Source organism: Streptomyces sp. NPDC088923 (genome assembly GCF_044749745.1).
Classification (GTDB): domain Bacteria; phylum Actinomycetota; class Actinomycetes; order Streptomycetales; family Streptomycetaceae; genus Streptomyces.
Genome location: NZ_JBIVIO010000007.1, coordinates 99,745 through 123,723 on the forward strand (window position 1 = coordinate 99,745; position 23,979 = coordinate 123,723).

Consider the following 23,979-nt stretch of genomic DNA (forward strand, 5'->3'; position numbering starts at 1 on the left):
CTAGGCACTCCAGTAACGCGCGTCAATGAGCACGAATGAGCAAAGATGAGCACATGGTTGGTGAGGCGGGCCGCGAATCCGCACAGTGGGAGGACTCGCACCTGCGCCGGGGCGAGGATGAGCCACGTACCGGACAGGTGGGGAGACAGCGGGATGCGGGACACGGAAGGCCGCGCGGCGGACGAGGCACGCGGGCCCGAGGCGGTGCCCGCGGCGGGGAAGGGCCCGGTGCCACTCTCCGACGGCGCCCGGTCCGTCCTCGTCGTGGGAGCGACACGGGTGCTGCGTCCGGCGGTCCGGGCACTCACCGCGCGCGGCACGCCGGTCACCGCCGTCGCGCGCGGGGCCGGGGCGCTCGCGGAGCTGGCCGCGGAGTGCGGGCCCCTCGTGCGCGCGCTCGCCGCCGACGCACAGGGACCGGGCTTCGCGCGGGCGCTCCGCGACGCGGGCGGACCCGACGGCTTCGGGGGCGCCCTCGTCTACACGCCCGCCCTCCCCGCACCGCTCGCCGAGGAGCTGATCCAGGGCACCCGAGTGCTGCTGCTGCCCAGCCGGTGGGCGGCGCCGGGCGCCGCGCGCGCGGACCGCGGGGCAACGGGCGCCCACCCGTCGGGGAACCCCGCGTGGACGCCCGAGGAGCTGCCGCCGGCCACGGCCGGCTCCCGGCGCCTCGTGCTCGGCTGGCACTCCGCGTCCGGCACCACCCGCTGGCACACGCCGGAGGAGATCTCGGCCGCCGCCCTGTCCCTCCTCGACGCCCCCGCCCCCGCGGACGCGGTCCTCGGCGAGGTACGTCCCTGGTCGGCCCGCCCCGCCTGAGGCGGGAACTCCCGCACCGCGGACTCGGGATCAGGCGGGAACCCGTGGCCGCCCCGGGCCGGAGGATTCACCGCACCCCCGCACGCCAACGGTCGGCCCGCCACCCCACCGCAAGTAAGCTGTTTCCCTCGCGGCGGACGGCTCACCTCCCTCCGTCGCGCGGCCGACGCGGGGCGAGCCCCCGCGCGGCCCCGGCCGAGGGGAGAAGAGACCAGGTCATGCTGGGCGCCGAGCGAAGGAAGAGGCTGCTCCACGTGGTGCGCGCGGAAGGCGTCGCGCACGTGGCCAAGCTCGCCGAGCGGCTCGATGTCAGTCCCTCCACGATCCGCAGGGACCTCTCCGCGCTGGAGTCGCAGGGCCTGCTCAACCGCACGCACGGCGGTGCCGTGGCCGAAGCGGCGGGCTCCGTGGAGGCGGATCGGCCGCAGCGCAGCGGGTTCGCCCCCTGGGAGAAGCGCGCGCTGGCGAACGCCGCCGTGGAGCACATCGTCCCCGGCACGACCATCCTCATCACCGGCGGGACCACGACGGCCGCGATGGTTCCCCTGCTCGCGGGCGTGGACCGGCTGACGGTCGTCACCAACTCCCTGCACCTGGCGGGCGAACTCGCCCAGCACGAGGAGATCAGCACGGTGGTGCTCGGCGGCTACCTGCGGCACCGGGAGATGTCCCTGCTCGGGCACCTGACCAGGCAGGCCCTTGAGGAACTCCACGTCGACGAAGCCTTCGTGGGCGCCTACGGGATCACCGGCGCGGGGATAAGCGGCGCCCATGTGGACGAGGCGGAGACCGACCGCTGGCTGCTCTCGCGCGTACGGCGGATCACGGCGCTGGTCGACGGGTCGAAGTTCGGCCGCTCGGGCCCGCTCCGCGTCGCTCCCGCCACGCAACTCTCCCGTGTGATCACCGACTCCTCGGCGCCGGAGGAGGACGTGCGGGAGCTGCGGGCGGCGGGCGTCGAGGTCATCAGGACCTGAACCGCCGGGGCCCCTGGGCCGCGCGTCCCCGCGCCCCTCAGCCCCGCACCCGCCGCTCCCGCTCCCCTCAGCCCCGCGCCGGCGGCGCACCCGTCGACCACGTCACCCACACCTCGCCGGGCGGGACCTCCCAGCCCTCCGCCAGTGAACGCGCCGCGGCGGCGAGCGCGGCGGCCGTGGCGTGCTCCCCCCGGTCGGAACCGTGCAGCACCGCGAGCGGCCACGCCGTGACGGGCCCGGCCCCGGTCGTCGTCACGGTGGCCTCGCACAAGGTCGCCACCACGCCGGAGGGCGGGAGGCCGAGCGCGTCCGCCACGGCCGCGCAGAGTGAGCCCAGACGCGCGGGATCACGCGCGGGGTCGTCCGTCGCACGGGGCGCGGTCACCTGTATCACCGGCATGAGTGGTCCTCCTGGGGGAAGGGGGCGGCAGGACACCGCCCACGACCGGCCACGCTCACGTTGTCGCAGGTGACGGGACATATGAACGGCGAGTGTCCGCATGAGGCTAAGTCGGCCCTTGTGCAGCGTCAAGGAAAAATGAGCAATAAAAATCAGAGCCTGATTGATATTGACCAGCCTTGGTCGCGCGGACTAGAAACAGACATACAGGCGCCCCATCTGGCCGGAATCTTGCCGCCACTTCGCCGGCGCCTCCCCCTCTCCCGTCCTCCCACCACCGAGGACTACTTCACGATTCCCGAAGGAAGTGCCCATGGCAGTCGCCAGAAGAGTGGTGCTGGGCGCCGCCGTCGCCGGGGCCGGAGCCGTCGGCTTCGCCCGGCGCTCCGGCTTCTCGCCCTCCAACACGGGGGCGGGCGGGCCCGACACGCTCACGTTCTCCCTGTGGGGAAGTGACGCGGAGGTGGCCGCCTTCCGCGCCCTGGGACGCGCCTTCGAACGCCGTCACCAGGGCGTTCGCGTACAGATCCGCCTGGAGACGTACGAGCAGATGTACGCGAACATGGACGCCCTGCTCGCGGGCGGCCGGGCCCCCGACCTCTTCCGCTGCGACTACGCCAATCTCGGCATGTACAGCGCGAGCGGCCAACTCCTCGACCTGAGCCCCTATTTCTCCGCCAAGGACCGCGCGGGCTTCCTGCCCGCCCTGTGGGAGGCCGTCTGCCAGGACGGCCGCCCCTACGCGGTGCCGCACCACACCGACACCACAGCGGTCCTCTACCGCAAGGACATGTTCGGCAAGGCGGGCATCACGCACGTGCCCTCCTCGCTCGAAGAGGCGTGGACCTGGGACGAGTTCAGCGAGATCTGCGCGCGTCTGCGCAAGAAGCTGCACGGCGTCTACCCGTTCGTGTACGGCTGGCAGCAGGCCGGCGCCTACCGCTGGCTCACCTGGCTGTGGGAGGCGGGCGGCCGGGTCCTCGACAAGGACCTCTCCGCCCCCGCCATCGAGTCCGCCGCCGGGCTGCGGGCGATGCGCTACACGCAGGACTTCTTCCGTGAGGGCTTCGTTCCGCCCAACAGCTCCATCAAGAGCGCCGCCTACCCCGACGCGACCTTCACCGCGGGCACCGTGGCGATGAGCTTCGCAGGCGACTTCCTGCTCCCCACGATCGATCCGGCGCTGAAGAAAGAGCTGTACGGCGTCACCTTCCAGCCGCGCGGCAGGCAGGCGGCGACCGACCTCGGCGGGAACGCCGTCGCGGCCACCCGGGACACCGACAACCCCGAACTCGCCGCGACCTTCCTCAAGTTCCTCGTCGAGGAGGAGAACATGGCGCGCTTCTGCGAGCAGGGCGTCATGCTGCCCAGCCGTAGTTCGCTCCTCAACCGGCACCTCGACTACGCCGTCCGGCCGGACCTCATGTCCGCCTACGCCGAACAGGCGACCGCTCTCACCCCGGCGATGACCGCACAGGTCGCCGTCCCCTCCTTCGGCCGCATCAACACCGCCCTCCAGGACGAGCTGGAAGCCGCCTTCGTCAACCGGCAGCCGGCCGATGTCACCCTGCACCACATCGCCGAATCCACCCGTAAAGCCCTGGCCTCCGCCTAGGCCCCCGTCCGCACCCTGGAGCCGCCATGGCCACCACAGCCTCGCCGCCGCGCGCCGTCCGCCCGCAGGCGCCCCAGAGCAACTCCCCCGCGCCGCGCGTGCGGCGGGCGGCCCGCTTCCGCGAGACGCTCGCCGCCTACTGCACCCTGGGACCGAACCTCGTCCTGGTCAGCCTCTTCCTGCTGGTCCCCCTGGTCATGGCCGTCGTACTGAGCTTCCAGTACAGCACCGGCCTCGACTCGGCCACCTGGGCCGGCCTCGCCAACTACCGGCAGCTCGCGAGCGATCCGGTCTTCTGGCGCACCGTGCTCAACACCGGGATCTTCTGCGTCGCCACCGTGCCCGTGGAGATGGCGATCGGGCTCGCGGTGGCCCTGCTCTTCAACAAGGTGATGCCCGCCCGGCCGCTGTGGCGCACCCTCGTCTACCTCCCCATGGTCATCTCGGGGGTCGCGACCGCGCTCATCGGCACCCTGATGTTCGACCAGAACATCGGCCTGCTCAACAAGCTCCTCGACACCCTCGGTCTGCCCGCCGCCCCATGGCAGACCAGCGGTACCGCCGCGATGGCCTCCGTCGTCCTCATCACCTTGTGGATGCGGGCCGGCTTCAACATGGTCATCTACCTCGCGGGACTCCAGGGCATCTCACCGGAGATGTACGAGGCGGCGGACGTGGAGGGGGCCGGCTTCTGGCAGCGGCTGCGCCACATCACGATCCCGCTGCTCGGCCCCTCGACGTTCTTCCTGCTGATCATGAACGTCATCTACTCGTTCCAGGTCTTCGACACCGTCTACGTCATGACCCTCGGCGGACCCGGGCACTCCACCGACGTGATGATCACCTACGCCTACCGCAACGGCTTCCAGGACAGGCAGCAGGGCTACGCCGCCGCGATCGGCATCGTGCTGTACGTCATCGTCATGATCTTCACCGCACTCCAGTGGCGCTTCAGCAAGAACCGGGACACCGTCGGCTGACCGCGTCCCGTCCCTCTCCCCTCCCCCGACGCCATCGCCTCACGAAGGACGCCGATGTCCATCACCTCGACCCAGCAACCGCCCGTCGCAGCCGGGCGCCGACGGGATCGCGCGCGCGTGGTGCGCGCGGTGGCCGCAGCCGTCATCGGGCTCGCCATGGCGCTCCCGCTGTTCTGGATGCTCCTCGTCGCCTTCTCGCCCCTCTCCGACCTGCACACCTCGCAGTTGCGGTGGTGGCCGAGCGCGCCGACCCTGGACAACTTCCGTCGCGTCTTCCGCCTGCCGGTGTGGACCTGGACGATGAACTCGACCGTCATCACGTGCCTCGTGGTGGTCATCACCGTCTCCAGCAACCTGCTCGCCGGCTACGCCTTCGCGAAGATGCGCTTCCGCGGCCGCAATCTGCTCTTCCTGCTCATGCTGAGCACCATGACCGTGCCGGTGCAGGTCCTCATGGTGCCGCAGTTCAAACTGGTCAGCGCCATGGGGCTGTTCGGCAGCTTCTGGGCGGTCGTGATCCCCGCCTCCTCCACCGCCTTCGGGGTCTTCCTCGCCCGCCAGTTCATGCTCGGCATCCCGGACGAGGTCATCGAGGCGGCACGGATGGACGGCGCCGGGCGGCTGCGCACGTTCTTCGCCGTCGTACTGCCCCTGTGCAAGCCGCTGATCGCCGTCCTGTCGCTGCTGACCTTCCTCAACCAGTGGAACGACTTCGCGTGGCCGCTGACCGTCCTCAAGGACGAGCGCCTGTACACGCTCTCGGTCGGCATGCAGTTCGTCAACGGCCAGTACACCGCGGACTACGGCGCCATCATGGCGCTCGCCCTCATCTCCATCCTGCCCATGGTCGTCCTCTTCCTCTGCTTCCAGAAGTACTTCGTCCAGGGCTTCGCACGATCGGGAATCAAGTGAGCACTCCTGCCCCCGTCCACTACCTCAGCACCCTCGCCTTCCCCGACCGCTGGCTCGACGAGCTGCGCGCCCGTCACCCCCGCCTGGAGGTGACGCAGATCCGGGCCGGCGCACCCGAGGAGATACCCGAGGAGATCTGGCGGCGCACCGAGATCCTGCACACCGGTTCCGTCTTCCCGCGCGCCGCGGCGGACGTCCCGGCGCTGAAGTGGATTCAGCTGGACACCTCCGGCGCCGACCACCTCAAGGGCACGAGCGTCTGGGACCTCCCCGTACCGCTGACCTCCATCGGCGGCATCTCACCGGTGCCGATGGCCGAGTACGTGATGATGATGATCCTCGGGCTCGCGCACCGGCTGCCGCGCGCCGTGCAGGTGCAGAGCGCGGGGGTGTGGCCCTCGCTCGGCGAGCGCTGGAACACGCTCATGCCCCGGCGTCTGCGCGGCGCCACGGTCGGGATCGTCGGCTACGGCCGGATCGGCAAGGAGATCGGCCGTCTCGCCGGGCAGTTCGGCATGACCGTGCTCGGCCTCAAGCGGGGACGCGCCACGCGCGCCGGGGAGTTCTTCGGCTCCGCCGCCGGGCAGGAGGTGGACGCCGAGCTGTACACGCCGGACGAACTGCACGCCTTCCTCGCCCGCTGCGACTACCTCGTCCTCACCTGCCCGCTCACCGAGGAGACGCGCGGGATGATCGACGCCGAGGCCGTCGCCCGCCTCAAGGAGGGGGCGATGGTCGTGAACGTCTCGCGCGGCGGCATCCTCGACGAGGAGGCGCTGCGCGAGGGGCTGCGTTCGGGCCGCGTCGCCGGGGCCGCCCTCGACGTCTTCGACGCCGAGCCGCTGCCCGCCGGCCACCCGTGGTGGGACGAACCGGGGGTGCTGCTGACCCCGCACGTGGCGGGCTTCGCGCCCGACTACGAGGAACAGACCCTGGAACTCGTCAGCGACAACGTCGGGCGCCACCTCGCCGGGCGGGAGCTGCTCAACCTGGTGGACCGGGCCCGTGGCTACTGAGTTCTTCCTCGCGCCCCAGCGCCGGCACGCGGTCCTGACCCGGCTGCGGCACCGCGGCACGGTCAACGTCCAGGAGCTGTCCGACCTGCTGCGCATCTCCCCCTCCACGGTCCGGCGCGATCTGCGGGAGCTGGAGGAGGAGGGGATGCTGCGCCGGGTCCACGGCGGGGCGACCGTCCTCGACGGGGCCTTCGAACCCGACCAGCCGCAGCGGGCCGCGACGCAGTGGGAGGAGAAGGGCCGCATCGCCGAGGCCGCCCTGCCGCTGATCCGCGACCACAGTACGGTGCTCATCAGCGGCGGCACCACGACGGAGACCCTGGCCGCGCGACTCGGCGACCGCCGGGGGCTCACCGTCGTGACCAACGCCCTGCCGATCGCCCAGGTCCTCTCCGCGACGGCAGCCGTCGACGTCATCGTCCTCGGCGGGGTGCTGCGCCACCGGGAGCAGTCCCTGCTCGGCCACCTCGCCGAACGCGCCCTCGCGGAGCTCCAGATCGACCAGATCTTCACCAGTTCCTTCGGCCTCGACGCCGAGACCGGGCTCACCGGCGCCCACGTGGACGAGGCCCAGACCGACCGCGCGCTGCTCGCCGCCGCGCGCGACATCGTCGTCCTCGCCGACGAGTCCAAGCTCGGCAGACGGGGCCCGGTCCGCCTCGCCCGGCTGGACCAGGTGTCCACCCTCGTGACCGACGCGGGCTCCGCCCACCCGGTCTGCGCGGCGCTCACGCGCCAGGGGAGCAAGGTCGTCGCGGCCTGAGCACACCGCGCCCCGCGCCCGTCCTCCTCCCTCCACGAACGGAGTCACCATGCCCCTCGTCCCCACCTCCGCCCTCGTCTCGCAAGCCGTGCGCGAGGAAACCGCCGTCCTCGCCTTCAATGTCATCACCCTCGAACACGCCGAGGCGGTGGCGCGTGCCTGCGCGCGCACCGGCTCCCCCGCGCTGCTCGCCGTCAGCCAGAACGCGGTGCGCTACCACCACGACGACCCGGCCCCCCTCCTCGCCGCCTGCGTCGCCGTGGCCGAGCGGTGCGAGGCACCGCTCGCGCTCCACCTGGACCACGTCGAGGACGAGGAACTCGCCCTGCGCGCGCCCGCGTTGGGCTGCGGTTCCGTCATGTTCGACGCCTCGCGCCTCCCGCACACCGACAATGTCGCCCGTACGGCCGCCGTGGCCGCGCGCCTGCACGCGGAGGACCTCTGGGTGGAGGCCGAACTCGGCGAGATAGGCGGCAAGGACGGCGTGCACTCGGCGACCGCCCGTACCGACCCCGCCGAGGCGGCGGAGTACGTGCGCGCGACCGGCGTCGACGCGCTCGCGGTCGCCGTCGGCAGTTCGCACGCGATGACGAGCCGTACCGCCACGCTCGACCAGGACCTGATCTCCCGGCTGCGGCAGGCCGTCGACGTGCCCCTCGTCCTGCACGGCTCCTCGGGGGTGCCCGACAGCGCGCTCGTCGCCGCCGTCGCCGGCGGGATGCGGAAGATCAACTTCGGTACGCACCTGAACACGGCCTTCACCGGGGCCGTCCGCACCGAACTCGCCGCGCGCGAGGGCGTGGACCCGCGCCGCTATCTCGGGGCGGGTCGCGAGGCCGTCACCGAGGCGGTCGCCGCGCTCCTGCGGCTGCTCGCCCCGGCCACCCGGTGAGCCGAACGCTTCCCCACGACCGTCCCCACTCGTACCCCACAGGAGTCCGGCAGTGACCGATCCCGTACCCGACCCCGGTGCCTACCTCGCCGCCCTGCGCGCACGCGTGCTGGAGCGGGAGGGCATCCCCATGGTCCTCGCCCTCCAGGGCGCCGCTCCGCGACCGGCGGAGGCGTCCCCGGAGGCCGAGGGCGCCGAACTGGCGGACCTGCTCCGCCACTACCGCGCGGTCCTCGTCCCCGAGGCGGCCGACGACGCGGAACCCGCTCTGATCGACGTGCTCCAGGTGATGGGCGCGGCACACCTCACCCCGCGCGGCGGCGACGCCCGGAAGGAAGACCCCCGATGAACGACGCACCCTCCCGCCTGCCGTCCTTCGCCGGGCAGGAACAGGCCCTGCGCTCCGGCCAGTACCTGCGCGTGGTCAACTACCACAACACGCCGCACGCGGACACGGACAAGATCCGGGGTGAACTGGAGGAACTGGCCCGCCACTTCGCCCCGGTCGACCTGGAGGACCTCGACCGCTTCCGCGCCACGGGCCGCTGGCACAAGGAGCGCCCCGGCGTCATCCCCGTCTTCTACGAGGGCTACCGCAACAACGCCGAGGTGGCCGGGCCGCTCGCCGAGGAAGTGGGGCTCACCGCCTGGTTCTTCATCTGCACGGCCTTCCTCGACGTGCCGGTGGCCGAGCAGTACGACTACGCCAACGCGCACAACATCGACCTCGTGGCGGAGGACCGCGAGGGCGACCGGCTCGCGATGACGTGGGACGACGTCGCGGCGCTCAGCCGCCGGCACGTGGTGACCCCGCACACGGCCTCGCACGCGGAGGCGGCCGGGCTGCTCACCGACGAGGACCTCGAACGCGAGATCTTCGCGCCGAAGCGCCGTATGGACGAGGTGACCGGCCAGAACGCCCCCGCGACCGCCTTCCTCTGGGGCACCCCGTTCGGTGCGCACCCCCGGGTCGACGAGGCACTGCGGGAGGCGGGCTACCGCTACCAGTTCGGGAACACGATGATCCAGTACCTGGGCTGAGCGGAAGGGGCACGCCCGGCGCGGGCGTCCGACACGGGGGAGGCGGCTCGGTGCCGCCTCCCCCACGCGCGTCACCTGGGCAGCCGCTGCACCATGGTGTTGCCGAAGACGAATCGGTACCCGGACTCGGCGACGGCCCGGTCGGCGGCGGAGTCGCCCGTCCACCCGGTGCCCTCCAGCCAGGCGGTGGCGGGGGCGTCACCCCCGGTGACGGCGTCCATCAGCCGCTTCGGCTCGCTCACCTCGCGCGCGATGTCCTCGGCACCGAGGGTCGTACGGGCGAGGGCGTGCGAGGCCGTGTGCGGGGTGACCACGTGCCCGCGCCGGTGGAGGTCCGCGATCTCCTCCCAGGTCATGGCGAGGCGCTCGCCCGGGCGGTTCTCGTCCACGAGCTTGATCCGGTGCGCCGGGGCGAAGTCGTACTGGTCCGCCACGGGGGTGTCGACGAACTCGGTGCACACGAAGAACCAGCCGATGACGCCGGCCTCCTCGCAGGCCGCCGCCGCGATCTCGTAGTTGTCGCGGTATCCCTCGTAGAAGACCGGCAGCAGTCCCGGCCGTCCCCCGGGCCACTGGCCCGTCGTCGCGAAGTGCTCCAGGTCGGCGACGCCGACGGTCGCGAAGTCCCGCGCGTACCCGCGCAGTTCCTCGACCAGCTCGTCCTTCCAGCTGGCCGGGGTGTTGTGGTAGTTCGCGAGCCGCAGGTAGCGCCCGGCGCGCAGGTCGGCGGCCGTGGCCGCCGCGCTCACCCGCTGCTCCCCGGTCGGCGGCGTGGTCGCCGCGCCCGTCCCGCCGCTCCCGCCCGCCCTTCCCGGCCCCAGGTGCCGGTAGGCGAGGGCTTGCAGGGCGGCGATCACCCCGGCCTCGCCGTCTCCGGCCGCCGGGGCGAGCCGCGCGTGGAACTCCTCGAACTCGGCCGCGAGGAGGGCGTCGGCCCCGTCCTCCCGCGGCGCGGGCGCCCGCGTCCCGGGCCGCTGTCGCTGCCCCGCCTCGCGCAGCGATACGAGCATGGGCACCCCTCGCCGCCCCGCCACCAGCGAGAGGCTGGCTTCGAGGGCGGCTCGGGGCTCTTCGGGCGAGACGGACGGGGAACAGGGCAGGGACATAAGTGGGTCCTAGGTCAGGAGAAACGACCCCCATACTCTGCTCCCACCCGGGAGACTTGAGCAATAACGCTCAGCCTTTGAACGAAATTGCTCATATCGAGCGGGCGCCCCGCCCCGCGTGGCGCCGCGTCACCAGGAGGACGTGGTCACTCCGGGCAGGAAGCCCGCGTGTGCCTGTTCCCGGAGGCGGACGCGCGAGAGACCGAACTTGCGCAGGTGCCCCCTGGGGCGGCCGTCCACGCTGTCGCGATTGCGGACGCGCGTCGCGCTCGCGTCGCGCGGCTGGCGGCGCAACTCGCGCAGGGCCGCGCTCCTGTCGGCCTCGCCGGAGTCCGGGCTGCGCAGGATCTCCTTCAGCTCGGCCCTGCGGGCGGCGTAGCGCGCGGCTCGTTCGGCGCGGTCGCACTGTTCGGCTACGGGAGGTCGCCCGCCGGGACGGCCCGGGCACAGCGGGCGGCAGGACGAGAGGGAGGACCCGGGAGCGCGGCGTCCACTACCCGCGCGGCAGACCCCACGTCTTCCAGCTCACCGGCGCGGCCGGTGTGCCCCTGAGCGCACGAGGACCGGCCCCAGGGGGACGTGTTCCGCCTGAGGCGGAAGCGAGCCGGTCGGTCCGACTCCGGGCGGAAGGACGTACGGACGCGATCCCGCGCGCTCCGTCGATCGGGGCAGTGGCACGTGGCCCCAGGGGCGCCCCGGCGGGAGGCCGGGGGTGCGTGCAGGGCGTCGCACGGCAGACGGGAAGGTGACGACAGGGCCTAGTTCGACCGTGCGAGTGCCGGGAGGCCTGCGCACAGGGAGGACGGGAAGTCGGGCTCGACGCGGTGTACGTCGGCGCAGCCGGCCTTCGTGCCGCGGGCGATCGGCTTCCAGCCCGAAGTCTCGGCCCGGAAGAACCAGCGGTCGCCGATGCTCGCCCCGCAACCGGGTGCCGTGCCCTTGGGGCAGGCGGGGCCCACGCGCGAGGAGACGGCGAACACGAGCCATTCGCCGTCGCAGTGCTCTTCGCCGCGCGACGTGTGGGCCGGAACGTCGAGGGCCATGACCGCCTGCTCGTAGGAGGCGGGAGTGCAACCGGTGGGGGCCGGGTGGCAGCCGAGTTCGCCGCACAGGCGCAGCTCGGGCAGGCGGGCGCCGTCCGCGGTGAACACCGTGTGGGTGTCAGTGCTCAGTTCGCGGTGGCCGAGCGGGGACGGCAGCCGCACCTTCGCCGTGGCCGTCGCGGTCTCGCGGCAGTCGGCTCGCGGGGGGCCGCCCGTCAGGGCGGAGAACGTGACCTGCACCCACACCGTGCGGTCCGAGGTGTCGGTGACGACGGCCTTCAGACGGCGCGCGCACGTCTTCCCGCCGCCGGGCACCTCGGCATCGACGCTGAGCGTGCGCCGGTCTTCGGCGAGCCGCGCGGCGGTGACCCGGAACGGCGCGAACGTCTGCCAGTGCGGCGACTCCGTCGCGTCCGCGGGGGCGACGGACCCGGCGCGCACCGTCCCGCAGGCGCCGAGCAGCAGCACGCCGACGGCGCCCAGCAGTACGAACATGATCCTTGCTCTCGCGTGTGACACGCCTTCGCCCCCCGAGTGATGGTGATCCCCTACTGGTGATCCCTCGCGTGACTGTAAGACGCACGTGCCGACCGAGAGAACTCCGCCCGGCCGGGCCGGGGGCCGTGTGTCGGACCGGGAGACCGGGGTACTCAGGCACGTACGGTACGGCGGCGGCACGTGCCCGCACGCTCCGTCGCCCACACCGGCCCCGGCTCCGCCCCTTCGTGGAGACGCCCCCGTCCCCGTACAGCTTCAGGAGTGATCATGCGCGCGCTCGGTCTCGTCTGCACCCTCAACCCGTCCCCGAAGCGTTCCAGCAGTCAGCTGCTCGCGGAGCAGGTGATGGCCGAGCTGGCCGGGCTCGGCGCGGAGACCGAGGTGGTACGGGTCGCCGACCACGACGTGCGCCCCGGGGTCGGCCTGGACATGGGCGAGGGGGACGCGTGGCCCGCGCTGCGCGAGAAGGTCCTCGCGGCCGACATCCTGCTGCTCGCGACGCCGATCTGGCTGGGACACCCGTCCAGCCTGTGCCAGCGGGTCCTGGAACGCCTTGACGCGGAGTTGTCCGAGAGCGACGAGGAGGGGCGGCTGCTCACGTACGGGAAGGTGGGCCTCGTGGCCGTCGTCGGCAACGAGGACGGGGCGCACAAGGTGAGCGCCGACCTCTTCCAGGCCCTCGACGACCTGGGCTTCTCCCTGCCGCCCGGCGCCGTGACCTACTGGGTGGGCGAGGCGCAGCACGGCACCGACTACCAGGACCTGGAGAAGGCCCCGGAGTCGGTGGCCTCGACGACGCACACGCTCGCCGTCAACGCCTGCCACCTGGCCGGGCTGCTGCGGGACCACCCCTACCCGGCGAGCTGAGCGGACCGCCCGCCCCCGCCCGTCCGGCGTGCGCGGGCCAGCCGGGCGGCGCGCCGCCCGGCCGCCGCGCGCCCCCGCCCGTCGAGACACCACTCCCACCAGTGGTCGAGGACGGCCGGGCGGACCTGCTCGGCGGGGACGAGCGCGGGCCAGCGCAGCGCGCGGGCCTGGGCGCTCAGCTTGGCGCCCCCGCCGAGCACGGGGTCGACGGCGAGCGCGGGGACACCGGTGCGCAGCGCGAGGACGAGTCCGTGCAGGCGCGTCGTGACGACGAGGTCGCAGCGGGCGGCGAGGGCGAGGAACTGTTCCGGGCTCGCGCACAGGCGCCAGTCGTCCCGCGCGAGACGGGTGTCGGCGGGCAGCCGCGCACAGTCCTTCGTCCCGGCCCAGGCGGTGAGCGCGGTGGTCACGTCCGTGTGGCCGCGCCGGTTCCCGTACTCGCCCTGGCCCTGCGTGAGCACGAGCGCGACGAGCGGCGGCGGCGGCCCTGCCGGGGCGAGAGCCGCGAGGTCGGGTCGTGGTGGGCCGGTACCGCCGTCCCGTGCGAGGACGAGGGCGAAGCCGGTGGTCTCGGGGGCGTGCGGGTCGATGACGCTGACGTTGACGGCGACGCGGACGCAGTCGGCGTAGCGCCGGTGCAGTTCCCGCACTTGCGGACCGTGCAGGGGCCCGCACACGAAGAGGACATGGCGGTACGCCTCCGGCGGAGCCTCGTCGAGCGTGCGCGCGCCGGGCGCGAAACCCGCACTCCACGCCGTGTCGTGCGGGACACCAGCCGCGTCGAGCGCCTGGGCGACGGCGGTACGGGCGAGCAGGTCGCCGGCCGTCGCCTCGCCGTCGATGAAGCTGAACCAGCCGGTGAGCAGCACGGTCCCCGGGCCCTCGGGATGGGCGCGAAGGGCCGCGAGGAGGCGGTCGAGAGTGTCCACGGGGCACCTCTTCGGGTCTCGGATACGGCGACGCGGCGGCCACGCGGGCAGCCGCGGAGCCTCTCGCCTCCTCGCGAGTCCTTCCATGCTGCGGGGCGGGCGCGGTCCCCGCACGGCGAGCCGCCGCCGACCCGCGGGGCCCCCACTGACCCCTCTCGAATTTTTCTACGTGTCAAAACGGACAAAGCGGTTACCCAGTGGACTGTCAGTGCCAGATCCCTCAGAAAGGGGGGCGCGATGTCCTCCACACCGGCCCGCGGCGACTGGCAGCGCGCGCTCGTCACCGGTGGCGCGGGCTTTCTCGGCTCCCACCTGTGCGAACGTCTGCTGGACGCGGGGCTCCTCGTGGACTGTGCCGACAACCTCCTTTCCGGGAGCCGCGAGAACATCGCCCATCTGGAGGAGAGGGCGGGCTTCCGCTTCGTGGAGTGCGACGTCTCGGAGCCGGAGTGCGTGGAGCGGCTGCCGGGCCCGTACCAGCTCGTGCTGCACTTCGCGTGCCCCGCCTCGCCCGCCGACTACCTGCGCCACCCGATCCAGACGCTGGAGGTGGGCAGCGCGGGCACCCGGCACGCGCTGGCCCTCGCGGCCCGCGACGGGGCGCGCCTCGTCCTCGCCTCCACCTCGGAGGTGTACGGGGACCCCCTCGTGCACCCGCAACGCGAGGACTACTGGGGCAACGTGAACCCGATAGGCCCGCGCAGTGTCTACGACGAGTCGAAGCGCTTCGCGGAAGCGCTCGTCACCGCGCACGCCTCGGCCCGCGGCACGGACGCCGGGATCGTGCGGCTCTTCAACACGTACGGGCCGCGGATGCGTGGCCACGACGGACGTGTCGTGCCCACGTTCATCGCGCAGGCGCTCGCCGGGGAGCCGCTGACCGTCGCGGGGGACGGCACCCAGACGCGTTCGCTGTGCTTCGTGGACGACACCGTGGACGGCGTTCTGCTCGTCGCGGCGAGCCGCGCGGTGCGGCCGGTCAACATCGGTGGCGGGGAGGAGGTGAGTGTCCTGGAGATCGCGGAGAAGGTCCTCCAGCTCACCGGTTCCACCTCGCGCATCGCCTTCGTCGAACGCCCCGTCGACGATCCGGCGCGCCGCAAGCCGGACACCACGCTCGCGCGCGAACTGCTCCGCTGGCAACCCTCCGTGGACTGGGAGGAAGGGCTCAAACGGACCATCTCCGCCGTGGTCGCCGCCGGCTGAGGCCGCCGGTCCCTCGCGTGCTCCGACCGAAGGACCGCCTCGTCCCCGGAGGACGCCCACCCCCGAGCCCGTCCGTCCCCGCCCCGCCTCTCCCCCACCCCCGCGTGACCCCCGGGAGCCCTCATGCGTGTACTCGGCATCAACGCCCTCTTCCACGACCCCGCCGCCGCCCTGGTGCTCGACGGTGTCGTGGTGGCCGCCGCCGAGGAGGAGCGTTTCAGCCGCCGCAAGCACGGCAAGCGCCCGGTGCCCTTCGCGGCGTGGGAGCTGCCGGAGCTGTCGGCCCGCTGGTGCCTGGAACGGGCCGGGCTCACCCCGGGGGACCTCGACGCCGTCGCGTACGCGTACGACCCGGCGCTCGCCCGGCCCGCCGACGACCTGGGGCTGCACGACCCGTACGACTGGCTGCGGCAGGACTACGCGCGCCAGGCGCCCGGGTTCCTCGCCGAGGCGCTGCCGGGACTCGACCCGGAGCGGGTGCGCTTCGTACCGCACCATGTCGCGCACGCGGCGTCGGCCGGACTCGCGGGCCCGTACCCGGACAGCGCGGTGCTGGTCCTGGACGGGCGCGGCGAGTGCGGGGCGCACCTCGCGGGGCACTACAGGGACGGGGAGCTGGAGGTGCTCGCGGCGCGGGACCTGCCGGACTCGCTCGGGCTCTTCTACGAGGACCTCACCCAGCACCTCGGCTTCCTGCGCAGCAGCGACGAGTTCAAGGTCATGGCGCTCGCTTCCTACGGCGTGCCGCGCTTCGCCGAGCGGCTCGGCGCGTACGTGGGGCCGCTCGCGGACGGGGACTTCCGGGCGCGGCCCGTGCCGTGGACGGAGTTCACCGCTCCCCGCGCGCCGGGAGCGGCGTGGCTCCCGGAGCACGCGGACCTCGCGGCGAGCGCCCAGCACGTCCTGGAGGAGACCCAGCTCGCGCTCGCCCGCGACCTGCACGCGCGCACCGGGGCCGAGGTGCTGACGATGGCGGGCGGCGTCGCGCTCAACTGCGTGGCCAATTCCCGCCTGTACCGCGAGGGGCCGTTCACCGAGGTGTGGGTGCAGCCCGCCGCGGGGGACGCGGGGACGGCGCTCGGTGCCGCGCTGCACGTGGCGCGCGAGCGGGAGCCCGTGAAACCGATGGGCACGGCGGCGCTCGGCCGTGGCTGGAACGACGCGGAGCTGCGGGAGTGGCTGAAGGCGGCCGCCGTCCCGTTCGAGGAGCCCGCCGACATCGCCGAGACAGTCGCCGAGGTGCTGGCCTCGGACGGGGTCGTCGCCTGGTTCCAGGGGCGCTCCGAGTACGGGCCGCGTGCTCTCGGGCACCGTTCGCTGCTCGCCCATCCGGGGCGCGCGGAGAACCTGGAGCGGCTCAACGCCGTGAAGGGGCGCGAGGAGTTCCGTCCGGTGGCGCCGATGGTGCGGGCCGAGCGCGCCGCCGAGATCTTCTCGGGCGGGCCGCTGCCGAGCCCGTACATGCTCTTCGTCCACGAGGTGGCGCCGGAGTGGCGGGCCCGGATACCGGCGGTGGTGCACGTGGACGGCACGGCGCGGGTGCAGACGGTGGACGAGGCGGACGAGCCGCTCATGGCCCGGGTGTTGGCGGCCTTCGAGCGGCGCACGGGCCTGCCCGTCGTCGTCAACACGAGCCTCAACACGGCGGGCCGTCCGATGGTCGACGACCCGCGCGACGCCCTGGAGTGCTTCGGCTCGGCTCCCGTGGACCTGCTGGCGCTGGGGCCGTTCGCGGTGCGGCGGGCGGGGGTCTTCGCATGACGCGCGGGAACGGAGGCGCGCGCGGGGGCGGCGGCGCGCACGGGCACGTGGCCGGACGCGGTGAGCGGTGGGGCGTCGGCGGCCGGCCGGGCGGTGGCGCGGCGTCGGCCGGGGCCGGGCCGCTCGGTGCGGAGGCGCTCGGGGCACGGGCGGCGCGAGGGGAGACCCGGGAGGACGACGGTGCGCGGGTGCGGTACGCCGTCGTCGTGCCGACCATCGGGCGGGCGTGCCTGCGCGACTGCCTCGCGGCGCTCGACGCGAGCGCGGGACCCGCTCCCGAGCAGGTCGTCGTCGTGGACGACAGGGCGGGCGACCCCATGCCACTGGAGGTGCCCGCGGTGGGCGGTCGGCCCGTGACGGTGCTGCGCTCGGGCGGCCGCGGTCCCGCCGCCGCGCGCAACACCGGTTTCGCGGCGACCGGCACACCGTGGGTCGTCTTCCTCGACGACGACGTACGGGTCGGGGCCGAGTGGGCCGGACTGCTCGCCGAGGATCTGCGGGAGGCGGGGCCGCGTACCGCCGGGGTGCAGGGCGTGCTGCGGGTGCCGCTGCCCGCCGATCGCGCCCCGACCGACTGGGAGCGCGGCACCGCGGGCCTTGAGGACGCGGCCTGGGCGACGGCCGACATGGCCTACCGGGCCGAGGCGCTGCGCGCGGTGGCCGGTTTCGACGAGCGGTTCCCGCGCGCGTTCCGTGAGGACGCCGATCTCGCACTGCGGATCGCCGCGGCGGGCTGGGAGTTGCGCCGCGGGCACAGGCGGACGCTGCACCCGGTGCGCCCCGCCGACCGCTGGGTGTCGGTGCGCGCGCAGCGCGGCAACGCCGACGACGCGCTGATGGTGCGGCTGCACGGCGGCGACTGGTGGAAGCGGGCCCCGGCCCCGCGGGGGCGGCTGCGCCGGCACCTCGCGGTGAGCGCGGCGGCGCTCGCGGCACCGCTGTGCGCGCTCGCGGGACGGCGGCGCGCGGCGGCCGGCGCCGCGGCGGTGTGGGCGCTGGGGACGGCGGAATTCGCGTGGGCGCGGCTGCGGCCGGGTCCCCTGGATCGTACGGAGGTCGTGACGATGCTCGCGACGAGCACGGTCATTCCGCCCCTCGCCGTGGGCCACCGGCTGGTGGGCCGGGTACGCCACCGCGCGGCCGGGCCGTGGACCGGGGAGGTGGCGGCATGAGCGGACTGCCCCGTTTCGCCGCGGTGCTCTTCGACCGCGACGGCACCCTCGTCGAGGACGTGCCCTACAACGGCGATCCCACGCGCGTGCGCCCGCTGCCCGGCGCGGTGGAGGCCGTGGGGCTGCTGCGTGCCGAGGGTGTGCGCACGGGTGTCGTGAGCAACCAGTCGGGCATCGCGCGCGGTCTCCTGACGCACGCGCAGGTACGGGCCGTGAACGCGCGCGCCGACGCGCTGCTCGGCGGTCTCGGCGTGTGGGCCTACTGCCCGCACGCGCCGGGGGCCGGCTGCGCCTGCCGCAAGCCGCGTCCCGGCCTCGTACTCGCCGCCGCGCGGCGGCTCGGCGTCAGCCCGCGCGTGTGCGCCGTCGTCGGGGACATCGGCGCGGACGTCGCGGCGGCCGAGGCCGCCGGGGCGACCGGCGTGCTCGTACCCAACGCGGCGACGCGCGAGGCGGAGGTCGCGGCGGCGCGCTGGTGCTTCCCCGACCCGGCGGCGGCGGTCCGGGCGCTGCTCGCCCCCCGCCCCGCGGTAGGAGGGGGTGCGCGATGACGCGGTCCGTCGTGGTCCGGCTCGACAGCTTCGGCGATGTGCTCCTCGCGGGCCCGGCGGTACGCGCCGTCGCGGCCGGCTCGGACCACGTCACGTTCTGGTGCGGGCCGCGGGGCGCTCCGGCGGCGCGGCTGCTGCCGGGTGTGGACGAGGTCCTGGAGTGGGAAGCGCCCTGGGAGGGCGTCGCACCCCCGGCCGTCGATCCCGAGGACATCGGCGGGATCGTCGCGCGGCTGCGCGCGGGCGCCTTCGACGCGGCCGTCGTGCTCACCTCGTACCACCAGAGCCCCCTGCCCGCCGCGCTGCTGCTGCGCCTCGCGGGCGTAGAGCGCGTCGGCGCGGCGAGCGCCGACGCGCCGGGCTCACTCCTCGACGTGCGCCATCGGCGCCTGCCGGACCGGCACGAGGCCGAGGCCGCGCTCGACACCGCGATCGCGAGCGGCTTCCCGCCGCGTCCGGGCGACGACGGGCGGCTGCGCGTGCTGCCGGGACCCGACACGGCGGCACTGACCGGCAACGGCCCGTACGTCGTGCTGCACCCGGGAGCGAGTGCACCGGCCCGTGCCTGGAGCCCGGAGCGCTGCGCGGAGACGGTCGCGGCACTCGCCGACGCGGGGCACCGGGTCGTGGTGACCGGCGGTCCCGGCGAGCGGGCGCTGACCCGCCGCGTGAGCGCGGGCGTCGGAGTCGATCTCGGCGGGCGCACCGAGCCGCGCACGCTCGCCGGTGTCCTCGCGCACGCGGACGCGGTGGTGTGCGGCAACACCGGACCCGCGCACCTCGCGGCGGCGGTCGGCACCCCGGTCGTCTCGCTGTACGCACCGGTCGTCCCGGCCGGTCGCTGGGCACCGTACGGGGTGCCGTCGGTGCTCCTCGGCGACCAGCACGAGCGGTGCGCCGACACGCGGGCGCGAGCCTGCCCCGTACCCGGCCATCCCTGTCTGGAGAGCGTCACCGCGCACGACGTGGTGGCCGCCGTCGGCAAGCTCCTCAAGGAGGCCGTGTGAACATCCTCGTCTGGCACGTGCACGGCTCCTGGCTCACCGCCTTCCTCCAGGGCTCGCACACCTACCTGCTCCCCGTCACGCCGGAGCGCGACGCGGACGGCCTCGGCCGCGCCCGTACCTGGGAGTGGCCGGCCGCCGCGCGCGAGGTGACGCCCTGGGAGCTGCGCGAGAGCTCCGTCGACCTGATCGTGTTGCAGCGCCCGCACGAGATCGCGCTCGCCGAGCAGTGGACGGGCCGCCGCCCCGGCAGGGACATTCCCGCGGTCTACGTCGAGCACAACGCCCCTGACGGCCCCGCCGAGCGCACCCGGCACCCGCTCGCCGCGCGCGACGACATCCCGGTCGCGCACGTCACGCACTTCAACCGCCTCATGTGGGACTGCGGGCGCGCGCCGACGACCGTCGTCGAGCACGGCATCGTGGACCCGGGCCCGCTGTGGACGGGCGGGATCGAACGGGCCGCCGTCGTCGTCAACGAGCCCGTGCGGCGCGGCCGGACCACAGGGACCGACCTGCTGCCCGTCCTCGCCGCCGAGGTCCCCCTCGACGTCTTCGGCATGGACACGAGCAGGCTCCCGGCCCACCTCGGCGTCCACGACGAACGACTGCGGGTGCGGGAGCTGCCGCAGGCGGGGCTGCACGCGGCGATGGCGCTGCGCCGCCTCTACCTGCACCCGGTGCGGTGGACCTCGCTCGGCCTCTCGCTCCTGGAGGCGATGTTCCTCGGGATGCCCGTCGTGGCACTCGACACGACCGAGGCGCGCGAGGCGGTGCCGCCGGGTGCGGGCACCGTGTCGAACCGGCCCGAGGTCCTGCGCGCGGCCGTACGGCGGCTGCTCGCCGACCCGGAGCACGCGCGGGAGACCGGCGCCGCCGCCCGGGCCGCCGTGCGTGACCGCTACGGGGTGCGGCGCTTCCTGACCGATTGGGACCAGCTCATGAAGGAGGTCGTGCGATGAGGCCACTGACTCCCGTCCCCCGGCGGCTCGCCATGGTGTCCGAGCACGCCAGCCCGCTCGCGGCACTCGGCGGGGCCGACGCGGGCGGCCAGAACGTCTACGTGGCACGGCTCGCCGAGCGACTGGCCCGCGACGGCCACGAAGTCACCGTCTACACGCGCCGCGACGATCCCGCGCTGCCGCCCGTCGTCACGACCGGGGCGGGGGTACGGGTCGCACACGTGGACGCGGGCCCGGCCACCTCCGTACCGAAGGACGAGCTGCTGCCCCACATCCCGGAGTTCGCGGCCCGTCTGCACCACGACTTCCGCCTCCGGCCGCCCGATCTCGTGCACACCCACTTCTGGATGTCGGGGCTCGCCGCCGTCGCGGCGACCCGCACCCTCGGGGTGCCCGTCGTCCACACCTTCCACGCGCTCGGCACCGTCAAGCGACGGCACCAGGGCGCCGCCGACACGAGCCCGGCACCGCGCCTCGCGATCGAGGAGAGAGTCGGGCGGCTCGCCCACCGGCTCCTCGCGACGTGCGCCGACGAGGTGCGCGAACTGCGCGCGATGGGGCTGCCCGCGGACCGGATCGCGGTCGTGCCGTGCGGCGTGGACACCGAGCACTTCGCGCCGCGCCCCGCCGACACCACGAGGCGTGGAGACCCTCCGACGTTGCTCGCCGTGGGCCGGCTCGTGCCGCGCAAGGGCTTCGACCGCGCGATCCGCGCCCTGCGCGAACTGCCCGAGGTGCGGCTGCTCATCGCGGGAGGGCCGCCCGCCGACCGGCTCGGCGCCGAGCCGGAGGCCGTACGGCTGCGCAAGATCGCCGCGGAGTGCGGCGTCACCGACCGCGTCACGCTCCTCGGCGGCGTGCGCCACGCCGAGATGCCCGCGCTGCTCTCGCGCGCCGACCTGGTGCTGTCACTCCCGGTCTACGAACCCTTCGGCATCGTCCCGATCGAGGCGATGGCCTGTGGGACGCCCGTCGTCGCGACGGCCGTCGGCGGTCAGCTCGACACCGTGCGCGACGGCGTGACCGGGGCGCACGTGCCCGCGACCGCCACGCACGAGGGGCTGGGCGGCGATCCGCGTCTCGTGCGCGCCGTCCGCGAGTTGCTCGCCGATCCCGCACGGCTGCCCCGGCTCGGCGCGGCGGGGCGACGGCGCGCTCTCGGCACCTACACGTGGGACCGCGTGGCCGCCGGGGTGCACGAGGTCTACGAATCCGCTCTGCTCCAGCCCTCTCCCGTACCGGAGGCCGCACGATGACGTCCTTCACGCCCGCCTCGGCCCCCTCGCACGCGCGCGACGCCGCGACACCGGGTGCGTCGTCACCCGGGGCCGCGAGCGCCCACTGCGACGCCCTCCACGAGGCCCTCGCCCGGTTCCGCGGTGAGGCCGCCCTGCTCGACGCCTGGGGCCGCGAGCTCGCGGGCCGCCTCGGCGCGGGGGCCAGGCTCCTCGTCGCGGGCAACGGCGGCTCCGCCGCGCAGGCCCAGCACCTGACCGCCGAACTGGTCGGCCGCTACCGCGAGGACCGCCCGGCGTACTCGGCGCTCGCCCTGCACGCCGACACCTCCTCGACGACCGCGATCGCGAACGACTACGGGGTGCAGGCCGTCTTCGCCCGGCAAGTGCGCGCGCACGGCCGCGCGGACGACGTCCTCATGCTGCTCTCGACGAGCGGCGCGAGCGCGAATCTCCTCACGGCCGCCGAGGAGGCCCGCGCGCTGGGCCTGACCGTGTGGTCGCTCACGGGGCCCGCGCCCAATCCGCTCGCTCCGGCGAGCGACGCCGCGCTGTGCGTGGACGCGCCCGTCGCCGCGACGGTGCAGGAGCTCCACCTCGTGGCGGTGCACATGCTGTGCGAGGCGTTCGACGCGGCACTCGCGCCGCAGGGCGTCGCGGTGGAGGGCCTCACGTCGGGGGACGTCGCGGTGGAGGGGCTCGCGGCCGATGGCGGGGGCGAGGCAGGGCTTTCGGGCCCGGACGGGGAAGGGGGCACGGCATGAGCGCCCCGCTCCTCGTGGTCGGCGACGCGCTGCTCGACTGCGACCTGGAGGGCGAGGTCGCGCGGCTCGCCCCGGACGCGCCCGTGCCCGTGGTGCACGACGCGCGCCGTCGCACCCGCCCGGGCGGCGCGGCACTCGCGGCGCTGCTCGCCGCCCGCTCCGGGCACCCCGTCACCTTCGTCACCGCCCTCGGCGAGGACCCGGCGAGCGCCGAACTGCGCCGGCTGCTCGACGGCGAGATGGACCTCGTGCCGCTCCCGCTGAGCGGCGCGCTCGCGCGCAAGACACGCGTACGCGGCGACGGGCAGAGCCTGCTGCGGCTCGACGAGGGCGAGGGCCGTGCGGCGGGACCGAGCCGCGCCGCGCGCGAAGCGGTGGCCCGCGCGACGACGATCCTCGTGTCGGACTACGGGCGCGGCACGGCCGACGCGCTGCGCGCGCCGCTGACCGAGGCGGCCCGGCGCGGCCTCCTGGTGTGGGACCCGCACCCGCGCGGCGTGGCCCCGGTCCCCGGCGTCCGGCTCGTCACGCCCTCCCTCGCCGAGGCCGCGAGCTGGGCGCGCGACGCGGGCACCGGCGACGCGCTCGCCGTCGCGGCACGGGCCGCCCGGTCGCTCGTACGGGAGTGGGAGGCGGCGTCCGTGTGCGTCACGCTCGGCGCGCGCGGCGCGCTGCTCACCCACGGCGAGGCGCCCCTCTTCGTCCCCCCGCCCTTCGCGGCGTCCGGCGACCCCTGCGGTGCGGGCGACCGCTTCGCGGCCGCCGCCGCGGCGCTCCTCGCGGAGGGCGCGCTCACCGAGGAGGCCGTCGTCGGCGCGGTCGACGCGGCGGCCCGCTACGTCGCGGAGGGCGGGGCGGCGGCGGTGCGGGAGCGGGCGGGCGGGACGCGGCGGGAGGCGGGGCGTGGGGCCGGCCCGGAGGCCGCCTCCGGTTCCGGCCCGGGTGCGCGCTCCGGCTCCCGCTCCCCCGCGCCGCTGCCTGCGGACGCTCTTCCGTGCGACGCGTACGGGGACCCGTACGAGGTCGTCGCGCGGGTGCGGGCGCGCGGCGGGCGCGTCGTGGCGACGGGAGGTTGCTTCGATCTCCTGCACGCCGGACACGTCGCGCTCCTCGAAGCCGCCCGCGCCGCCGGGGACTGCCTGATCGTGTGCCTCAACTCCGACGACTCGGTACGGCGCGGGAAGGGCCCGGGGCGGCCGCTCGTCCCGGCCCGCGACCGTGCCCGGCTGCTCACCGCGCTCGGCTGCGTCGACGCCGTCCTCGTCTTCGGCGAGGAGACCCCGGAGCGGGTGCTGCGCGCGCTGCGGCCCGACGTGTGGGCGAAGGGTGCCGACTACACGCGCGACGGGCTCCCCGAGGCGGACCTCGTGGAGGGCTGGGGCGGCCAGGTCGTCCTCGTCCCGTACCTCGCCGGCCATTCCACGACCGCCCTCGCCCACCGTGCCGCGACCCGCTCCCTCCCCTGA

General features: G+C 74.5%; 25 protein-coding genes. 20 read left to right on the forward strand and 5 right to left on the reverse strand.

Annotated elements, in window-relative coordinates; translation table 11 throughout:
* The first annotated feature begins 153 nt into the window (after positions 1-153).
* Together ACIP4O_RS24200 and ACIP4O_RS24205 are read left to right on the forward strand one after the other, a co-directional pair.
* Entirely contained in the window at positions 154-819 is a 666-nt protein-coding gene (locus ACIP4O_RS24200) for a hypothetical protein (protein WP_401577438.1), read from the forward strand.
* Between the two features lie 218 nt (positions 820-1,037).
* Positions 1,038-1,796, forward strand: coding sequence for a DeoR/GlpR family DNA-binding transcription regulator (locus tag ACIP4O_RS24205; RefSeq protein WP_361327347.1), 759 nt, complete (start codon positions 1,038-1,040; stop codon positions 1,794-1,796).
* Positions 1,797-1,863: 67 nt separating this feature from the next.
* Here the strand turns inward: ACIP4O_RS24205 and ACIP4O_RS24210 are convergent, their stop codons facing one another.
* The gene (locus tag ACIP4O_RS24210) at positions 1,864-2,196 is read right to left on the reverse strand and encodes a hypothetical protein (RefSeq protein ID WP_401577440.1); all 333 of its coding nucleotides are present in this window, start codon (positions 2,194-2,196) and stop codon (positions 1,864-1,866) included.
* A gap of 313 nt (positions 2,197-2,509) precedes the next feature.
* Between ACIP4O_RS24210 and ACIP4O_RS24215 the strand changes: the two genes are divergently transcribed.
* From ACIP4O_RS24215 to ACIP4O_RS24250, 8 genes are read left to right on the forward strand one after another with little or no spacing between them, the layout of a single operon-like run.
* On the forward strand, positions 2,510-3,811 hold the full coding sequence (locus ACIP4O_RS24215; RefSeq protein WP_401577442.1) for an ABC transporter substrate-binding protein: 1,302 nt from the start codon (positions 2,510-2,512) through the stop codon (positions 3,809-3,811).
* A 26-nt stretch (positions 3,812-3,837) separates the two neighbouring features.
* A complete protein-coding gene (locus ACIP4O_RS24220; protein ID WP_401577444.1) occupies positions 3,838-4,791 on the forward strand; it encodes a carbohydrate ABC transporter permease in 954 nt (317 codons plus the stop codon).
* Positions 4,792-4,845: 54 nt separating this feature from the next.
* Positions 4,846-5,703 (forward strand): carbohydrate ABC transporter permease, encoded by an 858-nt coding sequence (locus tag ACIP4O_RS24225; RefSeq protein ID WP_361327335.1) that lies wholly within the window; start codon positions 4,846-4,848, stop codon positions 5,701-5,703.
* The gene (locus ACIP4O_RS24230; protein ID WP_401577446.1) at positions 5,700-6,719 is read left to right on the forward strand and encodes a D-2-hydroxyacid dehydrogenase; all 1,020 of its coding nucleotides are present in this window, start codon (positions 5,700-5,702) and stop codon (positions 6,717-6,719) included. Before ACIP4O_RS24225 ends, ACIP4O_RS24230 begins: the two co-directional genes overlap by 4 nt.
* Complete coding sequence (locus tag ACIP4O_RS24235; RefSeq protein WP_361327329.1) at positions 6,709-7,482, forward strand: DeoR/GlpR family DNA-binding transcription regulator; 774 nt, start codon at positions 6,709-6,711, stop codon at positions 7,480-7,482. The genes ACIP4O_RS24230 and ACIP4O_RS24235 overlap by 11 nt, the downstream gene beginning before the upstream one ends.
* Positions 7,483-7,531: 49 nt before the next feature.
* Positions 7,532-8,374, forward strand: a complete 843-nt coding sequence (locus ACIP4O_RS24240) for a class II fructose-bisphosphate aldolase (RefSeq protein WP_401577448.1) — start codon at positions 7,532-7,534, stop codon at positions 8,372-8,374.
* A gap of 52 nt (positions 8,375-8,426) precedes the next feature.
* Positions 8,427-8,723 carry a hypothetical protein gene (locus tag ACIP4O_RS24245; RefSeq protein WP_401577449.1) on the forward strand — a complete coding sequence of 99 codons (297 nt, stop codon included), beginning with the start codon at positions 8,427-8,429 and terminating at the stop codon, positions 8,721-8,723.
* Positions 8,720-9,415, forward strand: a complete 696-nt coding sequence (locus tag ACIP4O_RS24250; RefSeq protein ID WP_401577451.1) for a polysaccharide deacetylase family protein — start codon at positions 8,720-8,722, stop codon at positions 9,413-9,415. The genes ACIP4O_RS24245 and ACIP4O_RS24250 overlap by 4 nt, the downstream gene beginning before the upstream one ends.
* Before the next feature lie 71 nt (positions 9,416-9,486).
* Here the strand turns inward: ACIP4O_RS24250 and ACIP4O_RS24255 are convergent, their stop codons facing one another.
* From ACIP4O_RS24255 to ACIP4O_RS24265, 3 genes are all read right to left on the reverse strand, one after another.
* Positions 9,487-10,521: a polysaccharide deacetylase family protein gene (locus ACIP4O_RS24255; protein ID WP_401577453.1), complete on the reverse strand. Its 1,035-nt coding sequence runs from the start codon at positions 10,519-10,521 to the stop codon at positions 9,487-9,489.
* Between the two features lie 129 nt (positions 10,522-10,650).
* Positions 10,651-10,971 carry a 30S ribosomal protein S14 gene (gene rpsN, locus ACIP4O_RS24260; protein WP_401577779.1) on the reverse strand — a complete coding sequence of 107 codons (321 nt, stop codon included), beginning with the start codon at positions 10,969-10,971 and terminating at the stop codon, positions 10,651-10,653.
* A gap of 308 nt (positions 10,972-11,279) precedes the next feature.
* The gene (locus tag ACIP4O_RS24265; protein ID WP_401577455.1) at positions 11,280-12,059 is read right to left on the reverse strand and encodes a hypothetical protein; all 780 of its coding nucleotides are present in this window, start codon (positions 12,057-12,059) and stop codon (positions 11,280-11,282) included.
* A 270-nt stretch (positions 12,060-12,329) separates the two neighbouring features.
* On the opposite strand from ACIP4O_RS24265, the gene ACIP4O_RS24270 reads away from it, so the two are divergent.
* Positions 12,330-12,929, forward strand: a complete 600-nt coding sequence (locus ACIP4O_RS24270) for a flavodoxin family protein (protein WP_401577457.1) — start codon at positions 12,330-12,332, stop codon at positions 12,927-12,929.
* On the opposite strand, the gene ACIP4O_RS24275 is transcribed toward ACIP4O_RS24270, so the two are convergent.
* The gene (locus tag ACIP4O_RS24275; protein ID WP_401577458.1) at positions 12,914-13,858 is read right to left on the reverse strand and encodes a polysaccharide pyruvyl transferase family protein; all 945 of its coding nucleotides are present in this window, start codon (positions 13,856-13,858) and stop codon (positions 12,914-12,916) included. The genes ACIP4O_RS24270 and ACIP4O_RS24275 overlap by 16 nt on opposite strands.
* Positions 13,859-14,095: 237 nt before the next feature.
* Between ACIP4O_RS24275 and ACIP4O_RS24280 the strand changes: the two genes are divergently transcribed.
* The 9 genes from ACIP4O_RS24280 (at position 14,096) to ACIP4O_RS24320 (ending at position 23,979) form a co-directional block, all read left to right on the forward strand.
* Complete coding sequence (locus ACIP4O_RS24280; protein ID WP_401577461.1) at positions 14,096-15,064, forward strand: NAD-dependent epimerase/dehydratase family protein; 969 nt, start codon at positions 14,096-14,098, stop codon at positions 15,062-15,064.
* Between the two features lie 123 nt (positions 15,065-15,187).
* Complete coding sequence (locus ACIP4O_RS24285) at positions 15,188-16,825, forward strand: carbamoyltransferase (protein ID WP_401577463.1); 1,638 nt, start codon at positions 15,188-15,190, stop codon at positions 16,823-16,825.
* Positions 16,822-17,997, forward strand: a complete 1,176-nt coding sequence (locus ACIP4O_RS24290) for a glycosyltransferase family 2 protein (protein WP_401577465.1) — start codon at positions 16,822-16,824, stop codon at positions 17,995-17,997. Before ACIP4O_RS24285 ends, ACIP4O_RS24290 begins: the two co-directional genes overlap by 4 nt.
* Complete coding sequence (locus ACIP4O_RS24295) at positions 17,994-18,548, forward strand: D-glycero-alpha-D-manno-heptose-1,7-bisphosphate 7-phosphatase (RefSeq protein WP_401577467.1); 555 nt, start codon at positions 17,994-17,996, stop codon at positions 18,546-18,548. Before ACIP4O_RS24290 ends, ACIP4O_RS24295 begins: the two co-directional genes overlap by 4 nt.
* A complete protein-coding gene (locus ACIP4O_RS24300; RefSeq protein WP_401577468.1) occupies positions 18,545-19,555 on the forward strand; it encodes a glycosyltransferase family 9 protein in 1,011 nt (336 codons plus the stop codon). The genes ACIP4O_RS24295 and ACIP4O_RS24300 overlap by 4 nt, the downstream gene beginning before the upstream one ends.
* Positions 19,552-20,514 (forward strand): glycosyltransferase, encoded by a 963-nt coding sequence (locus ACIP4O_RS24305; RefSeq protein ID WP_401577470.1) that lies wholly within the window; start codon positions 19,552-19,554, stop codon positions 20,512-20,514. The genes ACIP4O_RS24300 and ACIP4O_RS24305 overlap by 4 nt, the downstream gene beginning before the upstream one ends.
* Positions 20,511-21,770 carry a glycosyltransferase gene (locus ACIP4O_RS24310; RefSeq protein WP_401577472.1) on the forward strand — a complete coding sequence of 420 codons (1,260 nt, stop codon included), beginning with the start codon at positions 20,511-20,513 and terminating at the stop codon, positions 21,768-21,770. The genes ACIP4O_RS24305 and ACIP4O_RS24310 overlap by 4 nt, the downstream gene beginning before the upstream one ends.
* Positions 21,767-22,513 carry an SIS domain-containing protein gene (locus ACIP4O_RS24315; protein WP_401577474.1) on the forward strand — a complete coding sequence of 249 codons (747 nt, stop codon included), beginning with the start codon at positions 21,767-21,769 and terminating at the stop codon, positions 22,511-22,513. Before ACIP4O_RS24310 ends, ACIP4O_RS24315 begins: the two co-directional genes overlap by 4 nt.
* A complete protein-coding gene (locus tag ACIP4O_RS24320) occupies positions 22,510-23,979 on the forward strand; it encodes a PfkB family carbohydrate kinase (protein WP_401577476.1) in 1,470 nt (489 codons plus the stop codon). The genes ACIP4O_RS24315 and ACIP4O_RS24320 overlap by 4 nt, the downstream gene beginning before the upstream one ends.

Excerpts from the sequence above, each read along its gene's own strand:
- ACIP4O_RS24295 (WP_401577467.1), top strand. The coding sequence starts at position 17,994 with ATGAGCGGACTGCCCCGTTTCGCCGCGGTGCTCTTCGACCGCGACGGC.
- ACIP4O_RS24310 (WP_401577472.1), top strand. The coding sequence starts at position 20,511 with ATGAGGCCACTGACTCCCGTCCCCCGGCGGCTCGCCATGGTGTCCGAG.
- ACIP4O_RS24255 (WP_401577453.1), bottom strand. The coding sequence starts at position 10,521 with ATGTCCCTGCCCTGTTCCCCGTCCGTCTCGCCCGAAGAGCCCCGAGCC.
- ACIP4O_RS24225 (WP_361327335.1), top strand. The coding sequence starts at position 4,846 with ATGTCCATCACCTCGACCCAGCAACCGCCCGTCGCAGCCGGGCGCCGA.
- ACIP4O_RS24300 (WP_401577468.1), top strand. The coding sequence starts at position 18,545 with ATGACGCGGTCCGTCGTGGTCCGGCTCGACAGCTTCGGCGATGTGCTC.
- ACIP4O_RS24210 (WP_401577440.1), bottom strand. The coding sequence starts at position 2,196 with ATGCCGGTGATACAGGTGACCGCGCCCCGTGCGACGGACGACCCCGCG.
- ACIP4O_RS24200 (WP_401577438.1), top strand. The coding sequence starts at position 154 with ATGCGGGACACGGAAGGCCGCGCGGCGGACGAGGCACGCGGGCCCGAG.
- ACIP4O_RS24320 (WP_401577476.1), top strand. The coding sequence starts at position 22,510 with ATGAGCGCCCCGCTCCTCGTGGTCGGCGACGCGCTGCTCGACTGCGAC.
- ACIP4O_RS24240 (WP_401577448.1), top strand. The coding sequence starts at position 7,532 with ATGCCCCTCGTCCCCACCTCCGCCCTCGTCTCGCAAGCCGTGCGCGAG.
- ACIP4O_RS24250 (WP_401577451.1), top strand. The coding sequence starts at position 8,720 with ATGAACGACGCACCCTCCCGCCTGCCGTCCTTCGCCGGGCAGGAACAG.
- ACIP4O_RS24290 (WP_401577465.1), top strand. The coding sequence starts at position 16,822 with ATGACGCGCGGGAACGGAGGCGCGCGCGGGGGCGGCGGCGCGCACGGG.
- ACIP4O_RS24265 (WP_401577455.1), bottom strand. The coding sequence starts at position 12,059 with ATGTTCGTACTGCTGGGCGCCGTCGGCGTGCTGCTGCTCGGCGCCTGC.
- ACIP4O_RS24315 (WP_401577474.1), top strand. The coding sequence starts at position 21,767 with ATGACGTCCTTCACGCCCGCCTCGGCCCCCTCGCACGCGCGCGACGCC.
- ACIP4O_RS24205 (WP_361327347.1), top strand. The coding sequence starts at position 1,038 with ATGCTGGGCGCCGAGCGAAGGAAGAGGCTGCTCCACGTGGTGCGCGCG.
- ACIP4O_RS24215 (WP_401577442.1), top strand. The coding sequence starts at position 2,510 with ATGGCAGTCGCCAGAAGAGTGGTGCTGGGCGCCGCCGTCGCCGGGGCC.
- ACIP4O_RS24220 (WP_401577444.1), top strand. The coding sequence starts at position 3,838 with ATGGCCACCACAGCCTCGCCGCCGCGCGCCGTCCGCCCGCAGGCGCCC.
- ACIP4O_RS24285 (WP_401577463.1), top strand. The coding sequence starts at position 15,188 with ATGCGTGTACTCGGCATCAACGCCCTCTTCCACGACCCCGCCGCCGCC.
- ACIP4O_RS24280 (WP_401577461.1), top strand. The coding sequence starts at position 14,096 with ATGTCCTCCACACCGGCCCGCGGCGACTGGCAGCGCGCGCTCGTCACC.
- ACIP4O_RS24270 (WP_401577457.1), top strand. The coding sequence starts at position 12,330 with ATGCGCGCGCTCGGTCTCGTCTGCACCCTCAACCCGTCCCCGAAGCGT.